This is a genomic window from Citrobacter sp. Cpo045 (genome assembly GCF_030332875.1).
Lineage (GTDB): Bacteria > Pseudomonadota > Gammaproteobacteria > Enterobacterales > Enterobacteriaceae > Citrobacter > Citrobacter portucalensis.
On record NZ_JAOWGZ010000096.1, the window covers coordinates 217,701 to 242,646 of the forward strand.

Here is a 24,946-nt window from a genome sequence, read left to right on the forward strand (position 1 = left end):
GCCTCGCCGGCGCGATTTGAGAGATGTCCTGTACGAATCCCTGCAAAAAAGAGGAAAGCAATGGACGTCAGCCGCAGACAATTTTTTAAAATCTGCGCGGGCGGTATGGCGGGAACAACAGTAGCTGCTCTGGGTTTTGCACCCAAAATGGCACTGGCTCAGGCGCGAAACTATAAGCTTTTACGCGCCAAAGAGATCCGAAACACCTGCACATACTGTTCCGTAGGTTGCGGGCTATTAATGTATAGCCTGGGAGATGGAGCAAAAAACGCCAAAGAGTCGATTTACCATATTGAAGGGGATCCGGATCATCCGGTGAGCCGTGGGGCATTATGTCCTAAGGGCGCAGGATTACTGGATTACGTGCACAGTGAAAACCGTCTGCGTTACCCGGAATACCGTGCACCAGGTTCCGACAAATGGCAGCGTATCAGCTGGGATGAAGCATTCACCCGTATCGCGAAGCTGATGAAAACTGACCGTGACGCCAACTTTATTGAGAAGAATGAGCAGGGCGTAACGGTAAACCGCTGGCTTTCAACCGGGATGCTGTGTGCATCTGCGGCAAGTAATGAAACCGGTATGCTGACGCAAAAATTTGTGCGCTCACTCGGCATGCTGGCAGTAGACAACCAGGCGCGCGTCTGACACGGACCAACGGTAGCAAGTCTTGCTCCAACATTTGGTCGCGGTGCGATGACCAACCACTGGGTTGATATTAAAAACGCTAACGTCGTGATGGTGATGGGCGGTAACGCCGCTGAAGCACATCCGGTGGGATTCCGCTGGGCGATGGAAGCTAAAAACAACAATGATGCCACGCTGATTGTTGTTGACCCTCGTTTTACACGTACAGCTTCGGTGGCGGATATCTATGCGCCAATTCGTTCCGGCACGGACATTACGTTCCTGTCCGGCGTCTTGCTGTACCTGATTGAAAACAAAAAAATTAACGCTGAATACGTTAAGCATTACACCAACGCCAGCCTGCTGGTGCGGGATGACTATGCTTTTGAAGACGGTCTGTTCAGCGGGTATGACGCGAAAAAACGCCAATACGATAAATCGTCCTGGAACTACCAGTTCGATGAAAACGGCTACGCGAAACGCGATGAAACGTTAAGCCATCCTCGCTGTGTCTGGAACCTGCTAAAACAGCACGTTTCCCGCTACACGCCGGATGTGGTGGAAAACATTTGTGGTACGCCGAAAGAAGACTTCCTGAAAGTCTGCGAAGTGCTGGCTTCCACCAGTGCAGCCGATCGCACCACCACGTTCCTGTACGCGCTGGGTTGGACTCAGCATACCGTCGGGGCACAGAACATCCGCACCATGGCGATGATCCAGTTGCTGCTCGGCAACATGGGGATGGCAGGTGGCGGTGTCAACGCCTTGCGCGGCCACTCCAACATTCAAGGGTTAACCGACTTAGGTCTGCTCTCTACCAGCCTGCCGGGCTACCTGACGCTGCCGTCAGAGAAACAGACAGACCTGCAAACCTATCTGGCCGCAAACACGCCAAAAGCGACATTGGCCGATCAGGTTAACTACTGGGGCAACTATCCGAAGTTCTTCGTCAGCCTGATGAAATCTTTCTACGGCAATGCAGCGCAGAAAGAAAATGACTGGGGCTTTGAGTGGCTGCCGAAGTGGGATCAGTCCTACGACGTCATTAAATACTTCAACATGATGGATAGCGGGAAAGTCACCGGCTACATCTGTCAGGGCTTTAACCCTGTTGCGTCCTTCCCGGACAAAAACAAAGTGGTGCAGAGCCTCAGCAAACTGAAGTATCTGGTGGTTATCGATCCGCTGGTGACCGAAACCTCAACGTTCTGGCAGAACCACGGTGAATCAAACGACGTTGACCCGGCGTCGATTCAGACCGAAGTTTTCCGTTTGCCTTCTACCTGCTTTGCAGAAGAAGACGGTTCCATCGCCAACTCCGGCCGCTGGCTGCAGTGGCACTGGAAAGGTCAGGATGCCCCTGGCGAAGCCCGCAACGACGGCGAAATCCTTGCCGGTATTTACCACCGTCTGCGCGACATGTATCGCACTGAAGGCGGTAAAGCTGTAGAACCCGTTCTGAAAATGAGCTGGAACTATAAGCAGCCGGACGAACCGCACTCCGAAGAAGTGGCGAAAGAGAACAACGGCTATGCGCTGGAAGATCTCTATGATGCCAACGGCGTGCTGGTTGCGAAGAAAGGTCAGTTGCTCAACAGCTTTGCGCTGCTGCGCGATGATGGTTCTACGTCATCATCCTGCTGGATTTATACCGGTAGCTGGACCGAGCAGGGCAACCAGATGGCCAATCGCGATAACGCCGACCCGTCAGGTCTCGGTAATACGCTGGGCTGGGCCTGGGCATGGCCGCTAAACCGTCGCGTGCTGTATAACCGCGCTTCGGCGGATCCGCAGGGTAAACCGTGGGATCCAAAACGTATGCTTATCCAGTGGAACGGTACGAAGTGGACGGGGAACGATATCCCGGACTTCAATACCGCGGCACCGGGCAGTGGCACCAATCCGTTTATCATGCAGCCGGAAGGGCTGGGGCGTCTGTTTGCTATCGATAAGATGGCGGAAGGTCCGTTTCCGGAACACTACGAGCCGATGGAAACGCCGCTGGGCACTAACCCGCTGCACCCGAATGTGATCTCCAACCCGGCAGCGCGTCTGTACGAGGCGGATAAACTTCGTATGGGCACGAAACAGGACTTCCCGTTCGTCGGGACGACCTATCGTCTGACCGAACATTTCCATACCTGGACCAAGCACGCATTGTTGAATGCGATTGCCCAGCCAGAGCAGTTTGTGGAAATCAGCGAAACGCTGGCGGCAGCGAAGGGGATCAACAACGGCGATCACGTGAAAGTCAGCAGCAAACGTGGATTTATTCGCGCAGTTGCCGTGGTCACTCGTCGTCTGCGTACCCTGAACGTCAACGGTCAGCAGGTAGAAACGGTTGGGATCCCAATCCACTGGGGCTTTGAAGGAGTCGCGCGTAAAGGCTTTATCGCCAACACCCTGACGCCGAATGTCGGTGATGCAAACTCGCAAACGCCGGAATACAAAGCGTTTTTAGTTAACATCGAGAAGGCGTAAGGGAGGCGAACATATGTCTATGGAAACGCAGGACATCATCAAACGGTCCGCAACAAACTCCATCACGCCGCCACCTCAGGCTCGTGATTACAAAGCAGAGGTCGCGAAGCTGATCGACGTTTCCACCTGCATAGGCTGTAAGGCCTGTCAGGTGGCATGTTCAGAGTGGAACGATATCCGCGATGAAGTCGGCCACTGCGTCGGGGTTTATGACAACCCCGCCGATCTCAGCGCCAAGTCCTGGACGGTGATGCGATTTACCGAAACCGAACAGAACGGCAAGCTGGAGTGGTTGATTCGTAAAGACGGTTGTATGCACTGTGAAGATCCGGGCTGCCTGAAGGCGTGCCCGTCTGCCGGGGCCATCATCCAGTATGCCAACGGGATTGTCGATTTCCAGTCAGAGCACTGCATTGGCTGCGGCTACTGTATTGCCGGGTGTCCATTTAATATTCCGCGCCTCAATAAAGAGGATAACCGCGTGTATAAATGTACGCTGTGTGTGGACCGCGTCAGCGTCGGGCAGGAACCTGCCTGCGTGAAAACGTGTCCGACCGGGGCAATACATTTCGGCACCAAGCAGGAAATGCTGGAAATGGGTGAACAGCGTGTGGCTAAACTGAAAGCTCGCGGTTTTGAACATGCCGGTCTTTACAACCCGGAAGGTGTGGGCGGCACGCACGTCATGTACGTTCTGCATCATGCCAACCAGCCTGAACTGTATCACGGCCTGCCAAAAGACCCGCAGATAGATACCTCTATCAATCTGTGGAAAGGCGCGCTGAAGCCGCTGGCCGCTGCCGGATTTATCGCCACCTTCGCCGGACTGATTTACCACTACATTGGTATTGGTCCGAATAAGGAAGTGGACGACGACGAGGAGAATCATCATGAGTAAGTCGAAAATGATTGTGCGCACGAAATTTATCGACCGCGCCTGTCACTGGACGGTGGTGATCTGCTTCTTCCTGGTAGCGCTGTCGGGGATTTCATTTTTCTTCCCGACTCTGCAATGGCTGACGCAAACCTTCGGTACGCCGCAGATGGGACGCATTTTGCACCCGTTCTTCGGCATACTGATCTTCGTGGCACTGATGTTCATGTTTGTACGCTTTGTGCACCACAACATCCCGGATAAGAAAGATATTCCGTGGCTGAAAAACATTGTGGAAGTACTGAAAGGCAATGAACACAAAGTGGCGGATGTGGGCAAATACAACGCCGGACAGAAAATGATGTTCTGGTCGATTATGAGCATGATTTTCGTGCTGCTGATTACCGGTATCATTATCTGGCGTCCGTACTTTGCGCAGTTCTTCCCGATGCAGGTCGTGCGCTATAGCCTGCTGATCCATGCGGCGGCGGGGATTATCCTGATGCACGCCATCCTCATCCATATGTATATGGCGTTCTGGGTGAAAGGATCGATTAAAGGTATGGTCGAAGGGAAAGTGAGCCGTCGTTGGGCGAAGAAACATCACCCACGTTGGTATCGCGAAGTTGAAAGACAAGAAGCGAAAAAAGAGAGCGAGGAGGGGGTTAACTAATCCCTGATGTTCCCTCTACGCAATGGCGCTACATCAGTAGCGCCATTTTTTTGCCAAAAAAACGTCATGTTTCTGTCATCTGCTGAACGTAAGGTGTTGTCTTTCCGATAATAGAAGAGTTAAAAGACAATGCATCTGGTGAAAAAATTACTCGCAGTCAGCGTGTTTCTTTGTGCTTCAGCTCAGGCGCAAAACATCCTCGAATTTCCTCAGCCGGAGAACAACCCGGAAGAGTTTTATGCCGTAACCGAAATTCCGGCAGGTGGAATGATTAAATATGAAACCGACGCCAAAACCGGTTTTATCGTTGCCGATCGCTTCCAGTCAATGCCGGTTGCCTATCCCGCCAACTACGGTTCACTCACCCAGTCTTTAGCCGGTGACGGTGACCCGCTGGACGTCATTTTTTATACCCGTGCGCCGCTTGCTCCGGGAACGTTGATTAAGCTGCGCGCTATTGGCGTCCTGAAGATGATCGACGGCGGTGAAAAGGACGACAAAATTGTCGCCGTTCCGGCCAGTAAAATTGACCCCACTTATGACGACATCAAAGAGTTGAGCGATCTGCCCAAGATTGAAGTTCAACGTCTGGAATCTTTCTTCCGCGTGTACAAAGATCTGCCGGAAGGGCGCAAGAAGGTCGAATTAAACGGTTTCAATGACGCCGCTACGGCAAAGCAAGAGATCAAACAGGCCTGGGATGCCTGGAAAGAGAAAAAACCGCAGCAATAAATGGTATGCCGGATGACAAAAATATATCCGGCATTTATATCACTGTACCGCCAGCTTACGCAGACGTGAAATATCCACGCTTTTTTGGGCCTCTGCCAGACTCCAGGTATTTTGCAGGTTTAACCACATTTCGGGTGAACTGCCAATCACTACGGAGAGTTTAATCGCCATCTCAGGCGTCAGAGCCGCTTTCCCGGTTAATAGTCGACTTGCCGTTGACGGTGCAATCTCCATAGCTCTGGCAAACTCGCGCAGGCTGACATTGAGTTCTTCCAGCGCTTCCTGAATGATATCCCCAGGACGGGGATGATTTGCCATCTTCATCAATGATAGTCCTCGGAATCCAGTATGTACGCGTCGCCATTGACGAATTCAAACGTAATACGCCAGTTACCTGAAACAGAAATTGCCCATATGCCGTCGCGTTCACCCACCAGAGGATGTAGCTTATAACCGGGCATATTGATATCTGTAACCTTGCTTGCCGCATCAATAACGGCAAGTCTGTGTCGTAATCGTCGGACATGTTTCGCCATAACGCCTGATGTTCGTCCATGAAGAAACAAATCGCGCAATCCCTTGTGCCTGAAGTTCATGATCATCCGTATCATCCTTGTTCCTTCAAGAGGAACACTACCATCAATGTTCCGTTAAACGCAACACCAAGATTGCGATATTTAAAATTGTGCGGCGAATGTGCAAAAAGAAAAAGGGAGAAGGGGAATAACTGGAAAGCGTCACGCAAGAATTGCCGGATGGCTGGCCTACACGCGCATTTTGCTGATGTAGGCCGGATAAGCTTGCGCCATCCGGCAATAAAGATTACTCCAGTTGTGCGTTCAGACATTCAATCTCTTTACGCCATTGCGCCTGTAACAACGGTTTTTGATGTTTCGGCTTGCGGGCGAGATCGTCGGCCAGACGCTGCTCAAGATCGAGAAGTTGTTCCAGCAATCTATCGCTGTCACCGCTTATTTCAGTTTTCGCTTCAGCCACCGTTTTGGGAACGGTTATCTCCGCGGACGTTTCCCGAATACGCGCATTGACCGCATCCAGATCGTGCCATTCACTGAGTTCGCCATTGTCGATTAACCAGAACCGGTTGCAGCTTTGGCTGATAAGCTGCCGGTCGTGACTGACCAGCAACACGCCGCCGTTATAGCTTTGTAGCGTTTCTGCCAGCGCCTCTTTGCCTTCCATATCCAGATGGTTGGTCGGTTCATCGAGCATCAGCAGACTGTAGCGCGCAAGCGTCAACCCAACAAACAGTAACCGGGAGCGCTCACCGCCGCTTAACGTGCTGACTCGCTGCGCATGACGAACCCACGGAAATCCCGCGCTAATCAACGCCATCTTGCGAATCTCTGGCTGCGGGGCAAACGCTTCCAGCGCGTCAAACAATGAATCGTTATCGGCAAGCTGATGCAGCGTCTGGTCGTAATAACCCAGGGTAACGCGCGGGTGTAACACCAGTGAAGGTGATGCCAGCTGTGACTGAAACTGTTGCCAGATAAGCCTTAACAGCGATGATTTCCCGCAACCGTTACGCCCGACAATCGCCACGCGATCGCCGCTTTTTAACCGGATACCGGCAATGGAAAACAGTGTATCTGCACCGGGAGCAGGGGCTACAGACAGATTGGTCATCTCCAGCAAACGATCTGCACGCAGGGCATCACCCTGCAATGTTAGTGTCCACTGACTTCCTGACGTTACTTCTGTTTGCACCTCTTTCAAGCGCTGTACCTGTTTTTCCATCTGCTTGGCCTTGCGGGAGAGATCTTCGTTGTCGTAGACCCGCCCCCAGGTTGCCAGCCGTTTGGCGCTGGCAGTCACCCGGTCTATCTCTTTTTGCTCAGCCTTATGGCGCAAGGCATCGCTGACATCTCTTTCTGCCAGAGCCTGACGCGCCGCGCTACAGGGTAGATCGAAGGCATGCAGGGTGCGATCGCGCAAGATCCAGGTTCCGTGAGTCACCGCGTCCAGCAGCTGCGGGTCGTGGGAGACCACCACAAAACTGCCAGACCAGTTCTGTAAGAACTGCTCAAGCCACAGTAATGTAGGCAAATCCAGGTGGTTACCCGGTTCATCCAGCAGCAGCAGGTCAGGATTACGCATCAGTGCCCGCGCTAATAGCAAGCGCGTGTGCTGGCCACCGCTCAACGTTTGCGCTGTAAGAGATAAATTCTCTGGCGTAAAACCCATTTCGGCAAGCAGTGCTTCAACCCGCCACTGCTGAGCTGCGCGTTCATGCTCGGGAAGTTGAGCGAGAACGGCTTCCTGCAGCGTAAGCGGCAGTATATCGTCAGGTAGATGTTGTTCTACACGTGCGAGATGGCAGTGATTCGCCTGCGCGATTGCCCCACTGGTGGGCGAGATCGTGCCATCGAGCAGTTTTAACAGTGTGCTTTTGCCGCAGCCGTTGTAACCGATAAGCCCGATGCGGTCGCCTTTTTTCAGGGTAAAGGAAAGATCGTCGAATAGCGTGCCGAATGCCGTATCAACGTGTAAGGATTGTGCGGTTAGTAATGTGCTCATTGTTGCTTACTCAAGAGTTACAGGCGTGAAAACGCCTCGTCAAACATCGCTGACGATAACCCGGTAAGCCCGAGAGAAGGGGATTTAGAAGTTAGCTTCGCTCAAGCAGAAGTTATCGCAGCACGATACCGATAACGCTTGAGCACTGGCGATCGCCAAAAGCATGTGAAACGATAAAACGTTCACAGTACAGCATAAGTATCCTCCTTTTGTTTTTCAGAATGTTAATCGGTGGTGAAAGTGTAATCGTAAGTTACGCAAAAGCGCAAGTGTTGAACGCCCGGCAGCAGTGTGCCGCCGGGCAAACCGTCAAATAGAAGTACGACGGTAGTCGCGATATTCTGCCTGCCAGAAATTATCGTCAATCGCCTGTTGCAGCGCTTCGGCGGAGGTTTTCACTGCCACACCTTGCTGCTGAGCCATTTTACCGACGGCAAAGGCAATGGCGCGAGAAACGGTCTGAATATCTTTCAGTTCCGGTAGCACCAGACCTTCACCGTTGAGCACCAGCGGTGAATACTGCGCCAGCGTTTCACTCGCCGACATCAGCATTTCATCAGTGATGCGCGACGCGCCAGACGCAATCACACCCAGGCCGATACCCGGGAAGATATAGGCGTTGTTACACTGGGCGATTGGGTAAATTTTATCTTTCCACAGTACCGGTGCGAATGGACTACCGGTCGCAACCAGCGCGTTACCTTCGGTCCAGGCGATAATATCCTGTGGTGTAGCTTCAACACGGGAAGTGGGGTTAGACAACGGCATGACGATCGGACGCGGACAATGCTTGTGCATTTCGCGGATGATCTCTTCGGTAAACAGGCCGGTTTGTCCGGAAACGCCGATCAGGATATCCGGCTTAACGTTGCGGACCACATCGAGCAACGACAGCACATCTTCTTGGGTATCCCAATGCTGGAGATTTTCGCGTTTTTGCACCAGTTTGGTCTGGAAGGAGAGCAGGTTCGGCATTTTGTCTGTTAACAGGCCGAAGCGGTCGACCATGAATACGCGTTGACGCGCCGCTTCTTCGCTTAAACCTTCACGCTGGATCTGCGCAATGATCTGCTCGGCAATCCCGCAACCGGCGGAACCCGCACCGAGGAAGACGATGTTCTGTTCGCTCAACTGGCTACCGGCCGCGCGGCTAGCCGCAATAAGCGTACCGACAGTAACCGCCGCGGTGCCCTGAATATCGTCGTTAAACGAGCAAATTTCATCACGATAACGGGTCAGCAGTGGCATAGCGTTTTTCTGGGCGAAATCTTCAAACTGCAACAGCACGTCCGGCCAGCGATGCTTCACGGCCTGGATGAATTCATCAACGAATTCGTAGTATTCATCATCAGTGATACGCGGATTGCGCCAGCCCATATACAGCGGATCGTTCAGCAGTTGCTGGTTGTTGGTCCCCACGTCCAGTACCACCGGAAGAGTATAGGCCGGGCTAATTCCGCCACATGCGGTATATAGCGACAGTTTACCGATTGGAATGCCCATCCCGCCGATCCCCTGATCGCCAAGACCTAAAATACGTTCGCCATCGGTGACAACGATGACCTTGATATTGTGGTTAGGGACGTTTTGCAGGATATCGTCCATATTGTGGCGGTTCTGATATGAGATAAACACGCCGCGCGCACGACGATAAATCTCAGAGAAACGCTCACAGGCCGCGCCGACCGTTGGGGTATAGATAACTGGCATCATCTCATCCAGGTGATTATGCACCAGTCGGTAAAACAGGGTTTCGTTGGTGTCCTGGATGTTGCGCAGGTAAATATGTTTGTCGATTTCGGTTTTGAATCCCTGATATTGGATCCAGGCGCGTTCAGCCTGTTCCTCAATCGTCTCGACCACTTCCGGCAGTAACCCCAGCAGGTTGAAGTTACGGCGTTCTTCCACACTGAAGGCGCTCCCTTTATTCAGTAAAGGGAATTCCAGCAGTACCGGGCCAGCGTAGGGGATGTAAAGGGAACGCAGTTTTTTGGTTTCGTTTTCCATGTCACTCACTCTTTTTTGAATAACCGTCCCTGGCGCTCTTTATGATCGTATGTGGCCTGTCCGCCAGGGAAACGGGCGAAGTATAAAGCATTGTGAATGGGTTAAGGGGTTTTATAAGCAAAAACACCACTGCGGTTGCAATGGTGTTTATCTCGTTACTCAGTCAGACGTGCGAAAGGCTACTTGCCGTCAGTGCGGCGCTTTCTTCCAGTAGGATTATTGACCACGTTGGTTTTGTCACCTTCGGTCACGATTTTACGTTGATTTGAGATTTTGTGGTCCAGTCCGAGAATATGACGGGCCTGACGGTTCGATTTCATTCTAACTCCTTAATCCTGTTACTGGTTTCAAGGGCGAGCCCGTATGAGAACGGACGAAATACAACCTGATAAAAAGCCGATGTTCAACATAACGGCTTTCTGGATGGTCGGTCATTTTATCTGAAAGGTCAATGCTTAAGCGGCAAATGAGAACTATCCCGTATGTAACATGCTTTTTCTCAGCCGTCCTATACTAGTAACTCCGACGACAACACAGGAGAGCGGTAATGACTATCCATAAGAAAGGTCAGGCACACTGGGAAGGCGACATTAAGCGCGGCAAAGGCACTGTGTCGACAGAAAGTGGCGTGTTGAATCAGCAACCGTATGGGTTTAATACACGATTTGAAGGTGTGAAAGGCACCAATCCTGAAGAATTGATTGGCGCGGCCCATGCAGCCTGCTTCTCGATGGCACTTTCGCTGATGCTGGGCGAAGCAGGGTTTACACCAGATGCCATTGATACCACTGCCGATGTTTCTCTGGATAAAGTAGATGCCGGGTTTGCGATCACTAAAGTCGCGTTGCATAGCCAGGTGAGCGTGCCGGGGATAGACGCCGCCACGTTTGACGGCATCATCCAGAAAGCAAAAGCCGGATGCCCGGTATCGCAGGTACTGAACGCGGATATTACGCTGGATTATCAGCTGAAGTCTTAATCATGGCGCGCCGGATGCGACTGCGTCTTATCCGGCCTACGACTGTGCCGGATGTAAGTCAGTCTTATCCGGCACCTGATGATGTTATTGCGCTACCCAACCGCCATCCATATTCCACGCCACGCCGCGCACCTGCGCCGCACCGTCTGAACACAGAAATAGTGCCAGCTCACCTAACTGTTCCGGCGTGACGAATTCGCGCGACGGCTGCTTTTCCGATAGCAGGGCGTCACGCGCAGCCTCAGGCTCTGCGCCTTCGGCAATACGCTTATCGATCTGCTGCTGGACCAACGGTGTGAACACCCAACCGGGACACAGCGCATTGCAGGTGACACCCGTCTGCGCGGTTTCCAGTGCGATGGTCTTAGTGAATCCCACCACGCCGTGCTTCGCCGCTACGTAGGCGGATTTCTCTTTTGAAGCCACCAGGCCGTGAACAGAAGCGATATTAATGATGCGCCCCCAGTTTCGCGCGCGCATACCAGGAAGCGCCAGACGCGTGGTGTGAAAAACGGAAGAGAGATTAATAGCGATAATCGCGTTCCATTTATCAACCGGGAAGGTTTCCACCGGGGATACATGCTGGATCCCCGCGTTATTGACCAGTATATCAACACCGCCGAATTCGCTCTCGGCATAGCGCATCATGTCGGCAATTTGCGCTTCATCGCTCAGATCCGCGCCATGATAGCCTGGCGTTTTGCCATATTGGGCAACAGCGTCTTTGGCGGCATCCACATCACCAAACCCGTTGAGGATCAGGGTGGCGCCTGCTTGCGCCAGCACCTGTGCGATACCTAATCCGATACCGCTGGTCGAGCCGGTAACCAGGGCGGTTTTTCCCGTTAAGTTCATGATGATTCTCCTTAAACAATTCCGGTGGTGTAGAAGACGCCGATGACAAACAGTACGGCCAGACTTTTAATGACGGTAATAGCAAAAATTCCGCCATACGCCTGACGGTGGCTGAGACCGGTGATAGCTAATAAGGTAATGACTGCGCCGTTATGCGGCAGGGTGTCCATACCGCCGCTGGCCATAGACGCCACGCGGTGAAAGACTTCAAGTGGGATATTGGCAGCGTGAGCGGCCGCGATAAAGGTGTCAGACATGGCGGCAAGGGCAATACTCATCCCGCCAGACGCCGAACCGGTGATCCCGGCGAGCGTAGTGATACTGATAGCTTCATTGAGCAGCGGGTCAGGAATAGCCGCCAGTGCTTTTGACAGTACAAGGAAACCTGGCAGGGCGGCGATCACTGCGCCAAAACCGTACTCTGACGCGGTGTTCATCGCCGCGAGGATCGCGCCGCCAACCGCCGTTCTGCTGCCTTCCGCCAGGCGACCTTTAATGTTGCGATAGCCGAAGAGCACCACCAGCAGGATCCCAGAAATCAGCGCCGCTTCCACTGCCCAGATAGCAGTGATTTTACCGACTTCGGTGGTAATCGGTTTGGCGAGACCCGGAAGCTCCAGTTGATGCGTGGCGCCATACCATTGCGGGATCCAGCGGGTAAACAGCAGGTTAAATACCCCAACCAGGATCAGCGGAGAGATCGCGATGAGCGGGTTCGGCAGATTAATGTTATCCGGCGTTTCCGGCTCGTTTAACAGTTCAGTCCCATAACCCTCATTCTTAGCCTGCGCTTTACGACGCTGACGTTCGAGATAAACCAGACCAACAACGATGATAAATACGGAACCTATCAAACCCAGCCACGGCGCGGCCCAGGCGTTGGTACCGAAGAAACTGGTCGGAATAATGTTCTGGATCTGCGGTGTGCCTGGCAGGGCATCCATGGTGAAGGAGAAGGCACCCAGCGCAACGGTTGCCGGGATCAGGCGTTTAGGAATATTGCTCTGACGGAACAGTTCAGCCGCGAACGGATACACCGCAAAGGCCACCACAAACAGCGATACGCCGCCGTAGGTCAACAACGCACATACCAGCACAATCACCGGGATGGCATGACGACGACCGAGGATGTTGATAGCGGCGGCAACAATGGAACGTGAAAATCCAGATAACTCGATTAACTTGCCAAACACGGCCCCCAGCAAGAACACCGGGAAGTACAGCTTCACAAAACCGACCATTTTTTCCATAAACAGGCCGGTGAAGGCAGGGCCGACGGCGCTGGGTTCGGTAAGCAATACAGCACCTAATGCTGCGATGGGGGCAAACAGAATGACGCTGTATCCGCGATAGGCTGCCAGCATCAGCAGGCCCAGCGCTGCCAGGGCGATTAATACACTCATCATGACTCCTTATTATTATATTGGGGTACAGAAAGAGACGTTATGGCTTCAGGGCAAATCGCAGCTGATGCTCCCTGCGTTGCTGGATGTATTCCTTGCGCGAATCATCCCAATGATAAAAATCCTGACCACTGCGTACACCGGTATTACCGTTGGCGACCTTGTCAGCGACCAGCGTCATCATGTCGCTGCCGGTTGCCAGTTCCGGAAGCAGATGCCGACAAATGTCCTGCACCGTAGAAAGTCCGGTCATATCAGCAGCCTCCAGCGGACCGACCATTGCATAGCGACGTCCGAGCGAGGCGCGCATCACCTGATCAACCACTTCTGCGCTGGCGATGCCGCTTTTAACGATATGTAGCGCTTCACGCAGCAGGGCAAACTGCAGTCGATTGCCAACAAACCCTGGAGCGGCGCGGTCGAGCACCACCGCCTCAAGTTGCATCGCGATCAGTTGTTGTTGCAATTCATGGAGATATTCCGGCTTCGTTGCGGTGCCAGGTACAATTTCGACCAGCGGAATAAAATGTGGCGGGTGCCAGAAATGGGCGATCAGCAACCGTTCGGGATGGGCGAGTTTTTCTGCCAGCGCATCCGGCGGCAGGCCGCTGGTATTACTGGCAATAACGGCCTCCGGCGCGATCAGCTCTTCCAGTTGCGCATACAGTGCGTGTTTGAGTTCGAGCCGCTCCGGGATCGCTTCAATCAGTAACCGGCATGCGGCAATATCCTGTAGCGAGGTTGTGCCGTGCAGGCGAGCCACGACCGTCGCTTTTTCACCAATTGCAAATTGATCGGTGACAATCAGCTCATCCAGGATACCGCCAGCAACTCCGCTTATTTCTGCAATTCGGCTGCTATCGGTATCGTATAACCAGACATCGTAACCAAAACGGGCGAAGTGGGTAGCAATGCCGACACCCATTAACCCCGCGCCCAGAATGCAGATAGGCTTACTTTGCATGAGCTACCCCCTGCGGACGTTCTACCGCCAGCGCCACACCTTGACCGCCACCTACGCACAGCGTAGCCAGCCCTTTAGCTGCATTGCTGCGAGCCATTTCGTGCAGCAGTGTTACCAAAATTCGGCAACCTGATGCGCCAATCGGGTGCCCCAGCGCAATCGCACCGCCGTTCACGTTTACCCGGTTGCTGTCCCAGTTCAGGGATTCGCCAACCGCCAGCGCTTGCGCAGCAAAGGCTTCGTTGGCTTCGATAAGATCCACGTCATTTAGCGTCCAGCCAGCACGCTTCAGGCACTGGAGTGACGCTTCTACCGGCCCAATGCCCATAATGGCGGGATCGACGCCAGAAACCGCGTAGCCCGCCACCTGGGCAAGCACTGGCAGATTGAGTTCCGCCGCTTTGGCGGCGCTCATCAACATCACCGCGGCGGCACCATCATTGATGGATGATGCATTTCCGGCGGTCACCGTGCCGTTACCCGGACGAAACGCCGGTTTAAGTTGCGCCAGCTTGTCGGCCTGAGTATCCGGGCGAGGTTGTTCGTCACGGTCCACCACACGTGGCGGCTTTTTGCCCTGTGGGACGCTGACCGGCGTGATTTCCGCGTTAAAACGACCCGCTTCAATGGCGGCGGCAGCTTTTTGCTGGGAGTGCAGGGCAAAAGCGTCCTGCTGCTCACGACTGATTACGAACTTATCCGCCAGATTTTCGGCAGTAATACCCATGTGATAGTCGTTGAACGCATCCCACAGGCCGTCATGCACCACGCTGTCTTTCATACTGGCATGACCCAACCGCAGACCGGCCCGCGCGCCGTCGAGATAATAGGGCGCATTGCTCATGCTCTCCTGGCCCCCGGCAATCACGATTTGCGCATCGCCACAGCGAATCGCCTGTACCGCCTGATGCACCGCCTTCAGACCCGAACCACACACCAAGTTGATGGTTAACGCGGGCGTGGTGACCGGCAGTCCTGCCCGTAACGCCGTTTGTCTGGCCGGATTCTGACCGCAGCCCGCAGTCAGAACCTGACCTAAAATCACCTCATCAATTTGCTCAGGCACCACAGCCGTTTTTTCCAGCAGCGAACGGATCACCACTGAACCAAGCTCAACCGCGGAAAGTGGTGCCAGCGCGCCATGAAAACTGCCAATTGGGGTGCGCGTTGCCGCGACAATGACAACATCCTGCATGGTCAGCTCCTCAGCTAAAGTGCATTTCGGGGACAGTTTCGGGAACGATCAGCTTGCCGGCGGTTCTGGCGACAATTTCATCCACGCTGATGCCCGGTGCACGTTCACGCAGAATGAACGCACCGTCGGTAATTTCCAGCAGAGCCAGGTCGGTAAGCACACGTTTGATGCAGGCCACGCCGGTCAGCGGCAGGGTGCAGGTGGGAAGCAGTTTGGACTCACCGCTTTTGGAAGCATGGGTCATTACCACAATGATATTGTCGGCTCCGGCAACCAGATCCATCGCGCCGCCCATGCCTTTCACCATTTTTCCGGGGATCATCCATGAGGCGATATTGCCGTTAACATCGACTTCAAACGCACCGAGCACCGTCAGATCAACGTGGCCGCCGCGGATCATGGCGAAGGATTGCGCCGAGTCGAAAATCGCCGCGCCTTTACGCGCCGTCACAGTCTGTTTCCCGGCGTTGATCATGTCGGCATCAATTTCGTCTTCTGTGGGAAACGGGCCCATACCCAGCAAACCGTTTTCTGATTGCAGCATCACATCCATGCCATCAGGGATGTAATTTGCCACCAGCGTGGGAATGCCGATTCCAAGGTTGACGTAATATCCGTCTCGCAGCTCGCGGGCGACTCGCATCGCCATTTGTTCACGCGTTAACATGGTCAGGCTCCTTTCTGGCGCAGGGTGCGTTGTTCAATACGTTTTTCAAACTGCCCCTGAATGATGCGGTTAACGAAAATTCCGGGAGTGTGAATCGCAGCAGGGTCCAGTTCTCCAGGAGGGACAATTTCTTCGACTTCCACGACGGTAATGCGCCCGGCGGCGGCCATCAGCGGATTAAAATTCTGTGCGGTGTGGCGATAGATGACGTTGCCGTACCAGTCGGCTTTCCAGCCTTTAACCAACGCAAAATCACCGGTTATCGCCTGCTCAAGGATGTAAGGGCGTCCGGCAAACTCGCGAACCTCTTTCCCTTCCGCCACGGGGGTTCCATATCCGGTCGCGGTAAAAAATGCCGGGATCCCCGCGCCGCCCGCGCGCAACTGCTCTGCCAGCGTACCCTGTGGCGTCAGGATGGCTTCCAGTTCGCCGCTAAGCACCTGTTTCTCAAACAGGGCGTTTTCCCCCACATAGGACGCGACCACTTTGCGCACCTGACGCGTTTCCAGCAGCACGCCAAGGCCAAAGCCATCCACGCCGCAGTTGTTTGATACAACGGTAAGTCCCTGAACCTCCCGACGGCGTACTTCGGTAATCAGGTTTTCAGGGATCCCACATAGACCAAAACCACCTGCCAGCAGCGTCATGTTGTCGGTCAGTCCTTCCAGCGCCTCTTGATAAGTGGCAACACGTTTATCCAGTCCAGCCATACACTTGCCTCCCCAGTTGTCCTTGCCGACATCATTGGGGGTGAAAAATGATTTGTTAATTTTAAATTTGTGACTCACTCATTGGGTTTTTTTATCAATTTAATGTTAATTAAAGGTATTCAACAAGTTAAAGGAATGCGAAATGGGAATGAGCATCAAACAGTTACGCGCGTTTTTAGCGGTAGCTCACACTCTGAATTTTGCTCATGCCAGCGAAAGACTGAATATGTCGCAACCCGCGTTAAGCCTGGCGATTAAAGGACTGGAAGATTCGCTGGGCGGGGCGTTACTGTTAAGAACGACCCGCAAAGTGACCCTGACGCAGGAGGGAGAAACGCTGCTGAATATGGGGCGACAGCTGCTGGCGGACTGGGAGAATACGGAAGAAGCCATGCGCCAGCGCTTTACGCTGCAGCGCGGTAAAATATCGATCGCCGCCATGCCCTCATTTGCCGCCAACGTCCTGCCATCGGTACTGAAAACATTTCGTGATTCTTATTCCGGTATCAACGTAACGGTTCATGATGTGATCAATGAACACGTGATTGAAATGGTCAGTGAAGGGCGGGTCGAGATGGGCATAGCCTTCGAGCCGGACTATTCGGGACATCTGCATTTCACGCCGCTCGGCGTGGATCGTTTTATCGCGATTGTGCCGCCAACCTGTCGGCTGGCAGACAGGGATCGTATTGCGTGGCGCGAACTGCTGACGCTGGATTTTATCACCCTGCAACGCCCGTCCGCCGTGCGGCTGATGCTGGAAGAACAACTGGTGCAAAGCGGACATACGCTGGAAGTAGCGCTGGAGAGCCATCAGCTGGTAACCGTTGGCCGTCTGGTGGCTAACGGTCTGGGCGTTAGCGCCGTACCTGCACTATGCCGCACGCAAATGACAGAGTTAGGCGCAACCTGTATCGATCTGGATACGCCGGTGATTCAGCGTCGGATCGGGGTTTTGCGTTCGGCGCATCATAAATTATCTACCGCTTCCGAGGTGCTGGTGGATTCACTGAAAAAGGCGTATCGCACCTGACTTTTCTCAACGGCTCAGGTCATGTAACCGCCCGCCAGCAGCGAACGTCACAGCCGGTATCACTCTTCAGCAATGCCTGTTTTTTCTCACAACCGTGGGTTGCCAATGGACATCTGTCACGGAAAAAGCAGCCCTGGGGCAACGTTCGGTTTCCCGGTAGCTCGGTTTTACGTAACACCAAATCTTCCGCCAGCGGTGCGCCCGTTTTAGGTACCGAGTCCAGCAATAATCGTGTGTACGGATGGGCGGGGTGAGTGAGAACCTGTTGGGCATCACCCAGCTCAACAATTTGCCCGAGGTACATCACCGCCACACGGTCGCTCATATGGCGGACCACCGACACGTTATGCGATATCAATACGTAGGTCAGGTTTCTGCGCGCCTGTAACGACACCAGCAGGTTGAGAATTTGCGCCTGCACGGAGATATCCAGCGCTGAAGTGGGCTCATCGAGGACGATAACATCCGGCTCTGACGATAGCGCCCGGGCAATAGCAATACGTTGGCGCTGTCCACCGGAAAACGCGTGCGGCAAGCGGTCGAGATATTCAGGACGAATCCCCACCTGCCGTGCCAAATCCTCGGCAAGCATGCGTCGTTCACGTTCCGGGCTCCGTTTTTGGATCCACACCGGTTCGGTAATTATCCGCCACACCGGTAAGCGCGGGTCCAGTGATGAAAGAGGGTCCTGAAAGACCATTTGCATACCGTTATGCTGCTTATCACCACGGCGAGAATAGCTTCCCTGACTGGGTTTCAACATGCCCATCAACAGTTGCGCCAGCGTACTTTTTCCACAGCCGGATTCGCCAACAATCCCCAGCGTTTCACCCTGGCGAATCTGTAAATCCAGACCGTTGAGCGCATGCACCCGTTCCGTAACCTTGCCAAGCCAGTTTTTACGCGCAGGAAAGTTGACATGAACATCCTGCAGCGCCAGTAAAAAATCAGACATGTGTTGTCTCCAGTTGCGGATACCAGCAGGCAGATTGTTGATCTGCACCTCCCTGACTACTTAACGCCGGCGTTTCTTCACAACGAGGACCAGCGGCAAAGCAGCGGTCGCGAAACGCGCATCCGGCAGGTAAGCAGGTTAGGTTCGGCACGGTGCCGGGAATGGCGGGCAGCAATGTGCGCGGTTCGCCGTGTTCCGGCGCACATTTCAGCAAGCCGATGGAATAGGGGTGCGTCGGGCGTTGAATAACGGTTTGCGTCGGGCCACTCTCAATCACGCTCCCGGCATACATGACGTACAACCGGTCGCATAACTGTGAAACCACCGCCATATCATGGCTGATAAATAACACGGCTGTTCCACTGGCGCGCGCTTTTAACTTCAGCAAACGCAGCACCTGCAGTTGCACCGTGACGTCCAGAGCAGTGGTCGGTTCATCGGCAATGATAAGCTCCGGCTCGCACGAAAAGGCCAGCGCAATCATCACGCGTTGGCGCATACCGCCGGAAAGCTCAAACGGAAATCGTTTCATGACCTCCGGCGCGTCCGGGATTTGCATCTCTTCGAGTAGAGCGACGGCTTTCTGGCGGGCATCCGTGCGGCTTAACGCCTGATGATGGCGGATCACCTCCACCATTTGCTGGCCGATACGGCGGGTCGGATTCAGTGCCGTCATGGGCTCCTGAAAGATCATCGCGACACGTGCACCGCGCCATTGGCGCATTTGTTTCTCACTGGCGTTGAGCACATCTTCACCCAGCAGCGAAACGCGTCCCTGGTGAATACGATAGCTTCCCTCCGGTAGCAGACGCATGGTGAGCATGGCGGTCACGGACTTACCGGAACCGGATTCACCCACCACACCAACGATTTCTCCGCGGTTGATGTGCAGTGATACATGGTTCAGCGCATGCACGTCAGCTTTATAGCCGGGGAAACTCAGATGCAAATCTTCGATTTCCAGTACGGGTTGTGTCATGACTGTTTTCCTCCGGCTTTCGGATCCAGCAGATCGCGAATACCATCGCCAAAGAGATTAAAGCCCACGGCGGTAATCAGAATGGCGGCGCCGGGAAAAGCACAATACCACCACTGATCAAGCACGTAATTGCGGCCAATTGCGACCATCGCCCCCCATTCAGCGCTGGGCTGCTGGGCGCCCAGACCGATAAACCCGAGCGTGGCAGCCATCAGGATCGCACTGCCGATATCCAGCGACGCCTGAACAATGAGCGGCGGCAGAGAATTGCGTAAAATGTGCCAGCTAATCAGATGCCAGCGTGAAGCGCCGTAGGTCCGGGCAGCCTGTACAAAAGTAAACTGGCGTACCACTAACGTCTGACCACGGGCGAGGCGTACATAGAAAGGGATACGGACGATTGCAATCGCCAGCATGGCGTTAAACAGGCTTGGACCCAGCGCGGCGGCTAACGCCATCGTCAGCACCAGCGAAGGAATGGACAGCATAATGTCCATCATCCGCATAATTATCGCGTCGGCACGCCCGCCCATGACACCCGACAAGCAACCCAGCAGTGAACCCAATCCCCCGGCGATACCCACTACCACCAGACCCGCAACGACAGATTGCTGACTTCCTACCAGAACGCGGCTGAACAGATCGCGACCGACTTCATCGGTTCCAAACCAGTGAGCGGCTGACGGGGGCAGCAGGCGCGCACTCAAATTGATGGCATTCGGATCGTGGGGTGTTATCCACGGCGACAGCACCATCAGCAGCAGTATCAATACGATGATGACCCCGCCAACCAGCGTCAGCGGGCTACTTTTCATCATCCAGAACAGTTTAGCCCAGTCCGTGCGGCGACGTGCTGTCTGAGGGTGGGTCGGTGTTTCTTGTGTGAGCATCATTCAGCACCTCCACGTCCAATTCGAGGGTCTACCCACAGATAGAGTAAATCCACCACCAAGTTGACCAGCACATAGGCGAACGAGACCACCACCGCAAATCCCATTACCGCCGGGAAGTCGAGTGCCTGAATTGAGGTCACCACCCAGGCACCCATGCCAGGCCAGGCAAAGACCGTTTCGGTCAAAACCGCACCGTAGAGCAGATCGCCCAGCGCCAGGCCGAGGACGGTGATTGATGGGATAAGTGCGTTAGGCAATGCATAGCACAGCACGATGTACCAGCCCGGGAGCCCGCTGGCGCGGGCGGTACGTATGTAATCTTCACTCAGTTGCTCCAGCATGGCGGAACGAATCTGACGAGCAACGATCCCAAGATGTACAAAAGCCAATGTCAGCGATGGCAAAATCAGGTGCTGAAGCGCATTGAAAAAGACTTCGCCGTTGCCTTCCAGCAGAGCATCAATCAGGTAGAAACCGGTGACGTGAGCAGGTGGATCCAGCCAGTCGTCTAAACGCCCACCGCCGGGTAAAATTTGCAGATGACCGTAAAACAGCACGATAACCCCCAGCCCCAGCCAGAATGCAGGCGTGGAGATACCGGTAATTGCCATTAGCCGAACAAGGTGATCAAGCCAGCGGTTACGCCAGACCGCAGACAAAATACCCAGCGGGATACCTATCACCAGCGCCAGCAACAAAGAGCAGAAAGCCAATTCAAGGGTCGCGGGGAAGAAAATGCGCAGCTCATCCAGTACCGGACGCCCGGTGCGAATGGATATGCCTAAATCGCCGTGAAAAATATCGCTGACATAGCGAAAAAACTGGACATACAGCGGCTGATTCAGCCCCAACTGTTGGCGAATATTTTCGACAATTTCATCGCTGGCACGGTCACCCGCCAGCAGCCGCGCGGGGTCGCCAGGTATCAGGTGTGAAATAATAAAGGTGATTACGCAAACACCGATAACCACCAGAATAAGTCCCCAGCATCGCTGGCGTAAAATACTCCAGAACGTCATTAGCTTCCCCTTGCGGAGCCAGAGCGGCTCCGCATAAACGTGGCTTATTTACTCATGGTGGAGATATTGAAGACCTGTTCCAGCATGGGGTTGAATACAAATCCTTTGACGTCTTTGTTCATCGCCAGCTGATAGTTTTTCTGGAATAAATAGACGTAGGCCGCTTCATCAATCACGATGGTTTGCGCCTGCTGGTAGTCATTGGTTCTGGCCACCTGATCGGTTGTGGCCAGCGCGCTGCGCAGCAGTTTATCGACCTCACCGTTTTCATAGAACGAACGGTTACCCGGCAAGCCTTTCTTATCTGACTCAAACCAGTAGTTCATAAACATGTACGGGTCGGCAAAATCCGGACTCCAGTTGCCAATGGCAATGTCGTAATCACCTTTGCCCACGCGGTCGCGCATGGTGGCGTTTGCCAGTTTTTCCAGTTTCACCTTAATGCCCAGTTTGCCAAGGCTTGCCTGGGTGGCGAGCGCGATAGGTTCCCAGTTAGGGTCATTATCGGAGTACAGGAAGCTCAGGCTTTCAGGTTTGGTGGCAACTTTGTCCCACGCTGCTTTGGCTTTGGCTTCATCAAAGCTGTACTGCATGGCCTTGTCGTCAAAACCCCACATGCCTTCAGGGATCGGGCCACGCATTTGCTTCCCGTTGCCGCTCAGGATCCCGTTGACCATGCCTTTATAATCGGTGGCCCACGAGATGGCGCGACGTAAATCCACCTGATTGAGCGGCGCTTTACTGTTGTTGAGATACAGATAGGTCACGCGCAATGAGGGATAATCCGCCACGTTCACTTTGCCTTCCTGTTTTAAAGCGGCAAGCTGGTCAACAGGAAGCGCATCGGCAATGTCGATATCACCACGTGACAGTTGCAGGCGACGGGAGGCGCTTTCACCAATGATTTTGACTGAGACGCGCTTAAATGCCGGTTTCGCCCCGGTATAATGCGGGTTCGGCACCAGTACCAGTTGTTGTCCCTTTTGCCAACTCTTCAGCATAAAGGGACCAGAGCCTGCCGTGTTCTGCGCCAGGAATCCGCGGGCATCGTCTGCGGCATGCTCTTTTAAGATGGCCGGGTTAATGATTGAGGCACCGTCATTTGCCAGCGTATACAGAAACGGGGCAAACGGCTGGCTGAGGGTAAATTTCACCGTGTTGTTATCAATGACGTCGACCTTCAGATCTTTTGGGAAAGCCTCCGCAGGTCCCTGACCAATTTTGAGTAAACGTTCAAAGGATTGCTTTACCGCATCTGCCGTTACCGGCGTTCCGTCGGCGAATTTGGCATCGTTTTTCAGGGTAAACGTCCACTCTTTCTGATCGTCAGATGCTTTCCAGCCGCTGGCTAAATCACCTTCAACTTCCGTGGAGCCTTTGCCTCCGTCGGTTTTGTATTGAACCAACCGCTGGTAGGAAGGATAGGTGACCGTCCAGTCATTGTTATCGATGGTCACGGCGGGGTCGAGCGTCTGCGGATCGGCGGCTTTACCAATCACCAACATATCTTTGGGAACGGCAGCCTGTGCGGCGGGCAGGGCAAACGCTAACGCAACGGCTATCAGAGCGGGGCGGAAAAACGCGTTTAACGCAGGTGTAGTCTTCATAACCAGGCTCCAGAATTAAAGGGGATGTTGTGTTGTTATGGGCGTGACAGTGTAACAATCTATTTGATCGTCAAGCAGCGGGTAACGGGCGGCATCAGGTAATTCAAAATGCCACCACTCGCTGTTGATACCGACAAAACCACCGCCAAACATAATGGCATTGAGCAGCAGGCGGTTACGCTGCGCTGCCGGAGGAACAGATGGATGCCAGGCATGGGAACGGTCGTGCATTTCATCAAAACCGGCCCCCATATCAAGGAGATGGCCGCGATCGTCCATCAACGTGACGTCAATGGCCGTACCCCGACTGTGATTGGAACCAATTGCGACATCGACAACATACTGTGGGTCGGGACAGGCATTCCACAGTATCGCCTGCGCCTGCTGGGGGCGATACGCGTCGTACACCACAAGCTGCAGGCCGGCCAGTTGCGCAATGCTGATGCTTTTAGCCAGCGCGGTAACCGCCTCAGTGTGCAACAGACAACGCGCTTCCCGGTAGATTGGTGCGCCGGTAATGTTGTCGGCAGTAGCGTATTTAAGATCGATATGCAGCGACGGAAATATCACCGACAGATCGACCAGTTCTGGGAGTTCTGACATAGCACGTTTCCTGTTTATTGTTCGAATTGACCAAATTGTTGTTGTAACTGGCGATTGGTTTGCAGGCGTCCTGCGAGGGTGTCACCCAGTTGCGCTACCACCGCAGAAAGTAATAAGTTGAACAGACAGCTCACCGGTGCCAGTGAGTCCCAGAAATGCCCGGTGTCAGTTTTTACCTGAAGTAAATCAATGGAATAATCCCTGGCCCATGGGCACCACACATCGGTAATGAGCGCCAGCGGAATGCAGCGCTCTGTGGCGACACGGCAATATTGTCGCGAAATAGCGGAGTAGGCGCGCATATCGGTAATAACCACGTAAGGCTGGCTGAATCCCGAGTTCAGCGACTCAACCCAACTGCCGGACAGGCCTTCGGAGTAGCTGACTTTAGGTCGCAGGTATTCCAGGTGACTAAAAAAGGCGTTGGCGATCCCGCGGGTGGACTGGATCCAGAGGATGTACACGGCTTCCGCATGCGCCAACTGCTGTGCAATGCGTAAAAACGTTTCGCCTTGTGCGAGCTGGTAGACGTGGGTAATAGCGTCGATCTCCAGCAACAGCGACTGCTGTGCCCGATCCGGCAGGCTTTGTTGCTGGTGCCAGGAGTCCAGTCGTTCATTCATTCCCCAGGGCTGATACGGAACAACGGGCAGTTCACGCAGACTGGCTTTGGCATCCTCCAGGTTACGAAAGCCCAGTTTACGCAGATAACGTCCGACGGTAATGCCACTGGTTCCGGTTGCTTTGGCGATGCCATCCGCGGTTTCAAATGGGATCTGCACAGCATGGGCTAACAGCCACCCGGCCACGCGCTTTTCGCTGGGCGTCAGCTGGCTAAAGGTTTGCTCTATGCGGGTAAATAACTCTGGTTTGGCTGTCATTACCTTCTCGCTGTTAGTTGCCTGTCAGATACCGTATTTCTGTTAGCGAATTAACAATGCAGGACGCGTGCCATGTGCGTAACAGCGGCACGCCGGCTGTTTTTGTTAAAAACCAACCGACATTCATTAACCAATGATCAACATTTGTGCAGCGTAGTTCAGTTTTGGTGCAACGGTAGAGGAAGAGGGGTATGAATCTGCTGATTTCGTCGGAACGATCACATTGTGGGCAACATTTATCCCTCAGACATAAGAATCAGTAATGGGAAAT

23 protein-coding genes and 1 pseudogene are annotated in these 24,946 nt (G+C 53.8%); 6 read left to right on the forward strand and 18 right to left on the reverse strand.

Features of this window, described 5'->3' with window-relative positions; translation table 11 throughout:
• The first annotated feature begins 60 nt into the window (after positions 1-60).
• From fdnG to OGY13_RS12650, 4 genes and pseudogenes are all read left to right on the forward strand, one after another.
• Positions 61-3,108: a formate dehydrogenase-N subunit alpha gene (gene fdnG / locus OGY13_RS12635; RefSeq protein ID WP_213752259.1), complete on the forward strand. Its 3,048-nt coding sequence runs from the start codon at positions 61-63 to the stop codon at positions 3,106-3,108.
• Positions 3,109-3,121: 13 nt separating this feature from the next.
• On the forward strand, positions 3,122-4,006 hold the full coding sequence (gene fdnH / locus OGY13_RS12640) for a formate dehydrogenase N subunit beta (protein WP_213752258.1): 885 nt from the start codon (positions 3,122-3,124) through the stop codon (positions 4,004-4,006).
• Positions 3,999-4,655 (forward strand): formate dehydrogenase-N subunit gamma, encoded by a 657-nt coding sequence (gene fdnI, locus OGY13_RS12645; protein ID WP_003020054.1) that lies wholly within the window; start codon positions 3,999-4,001, stop codon positions 4,653-4,655. The genes fdnH and fdnI overlap by 8 nt, the downstream gene beginning before the upstream one ends.
• 129 nt (positions 4,656-4,784) lie before the next feature.
• Positions 4,785-5,385, forward strand: a pseudogene (locus tag OGY13_RS12650) (inorganic diphosphatase); the annotation flags it as partial.
• Between the two features lie 41 nt (positions 5,386-5,426).
• On the opposite strand, the gene OGY13_RS12655 reads toward OGY13_RS12650, so the two are convergent.
• The 5 genes from OGY13_RS12655 to sra form a co-directional block, all read right to left on the reverse strand.
• A complete protein-coding gene (locus tag OGY13_RS12655) occupies positions 5,427-5,711 on the reverse strand; it encodes a HigA family addiction module antitoxin (protein WP_003833018.1) in 285 nt (94 codons plus the stop codon).
• Entirely contained in the window at positions 5,711-5,989 is a 279-nt protein-coding gene (locus OGY13_RS12660) for a type II toxin-antitoxin system RelE/ParE family toxin (protein WP_213752257.1), read from the reverse strand. Before OGY13_RS12660 ends, OGY13_RS12655 begins: the two co-directional genes overlap by 1 nt.
• A gap of 220 nt (positions 5,990-6,209) precedes the next feature.
• Complete coding sequence (locus OGY13_RS12665) at positions 6,210-7,925, reverse strand: ABC-F family ATP-binding cassette domain-containing protein (protein ID WP_213752256.1); 1,716 nt, start codon at positions 7,923-7,925, stop codon at positions 6,210-6,212.
• Positions 7,926-8,234: 309 nt separating this feature from the next.
• Positions 8,235-9,932 carry a malate dehydrogenase gene (gene maeA, locus OGY13_RS12670; protein ID WP_003833011.1) on the reverse strand — a complete coding sequence of 566 codons (1,698 nt, stop codon included), beginning with the start codon at positions 9,930-9,932 and terminating at the stop codon, positions 8,235-8,237.
• A 179-nt stretch (positions 9,933-10,111) separates the two neighbouring features.
• Positions 10,112-10,252, reverse strand: a complete 141-nt coding sequence (sra, locus tag OGY13_RS12675; RefSeq protein ID WP_003833009.1) for a stationary-phase-induced ribosome-associated protein — start codon at positions 10,250-10,252, stop codon at positions 10,112-10,114.
• 227 nt (positions 10,253-10,479) lie between these two features.
• Between sra and OGY13_RS12680 the strand changes: the two genes are divergently transcribed.
• Positions 10,480-10,911: an OsmC family protein gene (locus tag OGY13_RS12680; protein WP_195994657.1), complete on the forward strand. Its 432-nt coding sequence runs from the start codon at positions 10,480-10,482 to the stop codon at positions 10,909-10,911.
• Between the two features lie 84 nt (positions 10,912-10,995).
• On the opposite strand, the gene OGY13_RS12685 is transcribed toward OGY13_RS12680, so the two are convergent.
• From OGY13_RS12685 to OGY13_RS12710, 6 genes are read right to left on the reverse strand one after another with little or no spacing between them, the layout of a single operon-like run.
• Positions 10,996-11,766, reverse strand: a complete 771-nt coding sequence (locus tag OGY13_RS12685; RefSeq protein ID WP_286637646.1) for a 3-hydroxybutyrate dehydrogenase — start codon at positions 11,764-11,766, stop codon at positions 10,996-10,998.
• 11 nt (positions 11,767-11,777) lie between these two features.
• Entirely contained in the window at positions 11,778-13,172 is a 1,395-nt protein-coding gene (locus OGY13_RS12690; protein ID WP_213752255.1) for a GntP family permease, read from the reverse strand.
• 37 nt (positions 13,173-13,209) lie between these two features.
• Positions 13,210-14,133 carry a 3-hydroxyacyl-CoA dehydrogenase family protein gene (locus OGY13_RS12695; RefSeq protein ID WP_286637649.1) on the reverse strand — a complete coding sequence of 308 codons (924 nt, stop codon included), beginning with the start codon at positions 14,131-14,133 and terminating at the stop codon, positions 13,210-13,212.
• The gene (locus OGY13_RS12700; RefSeq protein ID WP_060682196.1) at positions 14,123-15,328 is read right to left on the reverse strand and encodes an acetyl-CoA C-acetyltransferase; all 1,206 of its coding nucleotides are present in this window, start codon (positions 15,326-15,328) and stop codon (positions 14,123-14,125) included. Before OGY13_RS12700 ends, OGY13_RS12695 begins: the two co-directional genes overlap by 11 nt.
• A gap of 10 nt (positions 15,329-15,338) precedes the next feature.
• Complete coding sequence (locus OGY13_RS12705) at positions 15,339-15,995, reverse strand: CoA transferase subunit B (RefSeq protein WP_213752254.1); 657 nt, start codon at positions 15,993-15,995, stop codon at positions 15,339-15,341.
• A 2-nt stretch (positions 15,996-15,997) separates the two neighbouring features.
• Positions 15,998-16,705: a CoA transferase subunit A gene (locus OGY13_RS12710; RefSeq protein ID WP_003020020.1), complete on the reverse strand. Its 708-nt coding sequence runs from the start codon at positions 16,703-16,705 to the stop codon at positions 15,998-16,000.
• A gap of 142 nt (positions 16,706-16,847) precedes the next feature.
• Here OGY13_RS12710 and OGY13_RS12715 point away from each other — a divergent pair, with 142 nt between their 5' ends.
• Complete coding sequence (locus OGY13_RS12715; RefSeq protein ID WP_213752253.1) at positions 16,848-17,738, forward strand: LysR family transcriptional regulator; 891 nt, start codon at positions 16,848-16,850, stop codon at positions 17,736-17,738.
• A gap of 19 nt (positions 17,739-17,757) precedes the next feature.
• Here the strand turns inward: OGY13_RS12715 and OGY13_RS12720 are convergent, their stop codons facing one another.
• Genes OGY13_RS12720 through OGY13_RS12750 form a run of 7 tightly spaced genes read right to left on the reverse strand, consistent with a single transcriptional unit; the run spans position 17,758 to position 24,675 of the window.
• A complete protein-coding gene (locus tag OGY13_RS12720) occupies positions 17,758-18,693 on the reverse strand; it encodes an ABC transporter ATP-binding protein (RefSeq protein WP_032943466.1) in 936 nt (311 codons plus the stop codon).
• Positions 18,686-19,672: an ABC transporter ATP-binding protein gene (locus OGY13_RS12725; protein ID WP_071446392.1), complete on the reverse strand. Its 987-nt coding sequence runs from the start codon at positions 19,670-19,672 to the stop codon at positions 18,686-18,688. The genes OGY13_RS12720 and OGY13_RS12725 overlap by 8 nt, the downstream gene beginning before the upstream one ends.
• Complete coding sequence (gene ddpC / locus OGY13_RS12730) at positions 19,669-20,565, reverse strand: D,D-dipeptide ABC transporter permease (RefSeq protein ID WP_153687242.1); 897 nt, start codon at positions 20,563-20,565, stop codon at positions 19,669-19,671. Before ddpC ends, OGY13_RS12725 begins: the two co-directional genes overlap by 4 nt.
• Positions 20,562-21,584 (reverse strand): ABC transporter permease, encoded by a 1,023-nt coding sequence (locus OGY13_RS12735; protein WP_008784784.1) that lies wholly within the window; start codon positions 21,582-21,584, stop codon positions 20,562-20,564. The genes ddpC and OGY13_RS12735 overlap by 4 nt, the downstream gene beginning before the upstream one ends.
• A 44-nt stretch (positions 21,585-21,628) precedes the next feature.
• Positions 21,629-23,191: an ABC transporter substrate-binding protein gene (locus OGY13_RS12740; protein ID WP_137377925.1), complete on the reverse strand. Its 1,563-nt coding sequence runs from the start codon at positions 23,189-23,191 to the stop codon at positions 21,629-21,631.
• Positions 23,192-23,206: 15 nt separating this feature from the next.
• A complete protein-coding gene (gene ddpX / locus OGY13_RS12745) occupies positions 23,207-23,794 on the reverse strand; it encodes a D-alanyl-D-alanine dipeptidase (protein ID WP_003832991.1) in 588 nt (195 codons plus the stop codon).
• 14 nt (positions 23,795-23,808) lie between these two features.
• Positions 23,809-24,675 carry a MurR/RpiR family transcriptional regulator gene (locus OGY13_RS12750; protein ID WP_286637651.1) on the reverse strand — a complete coding sequence of 289 codons (867 nt, stop codon included), beginning with the start codon at positions 24,673-24,675 and terminating at the stop codon, positions 23,809-23,811.
• Positions 24,676-24,946: the final 271 nt, after the last annotated feature.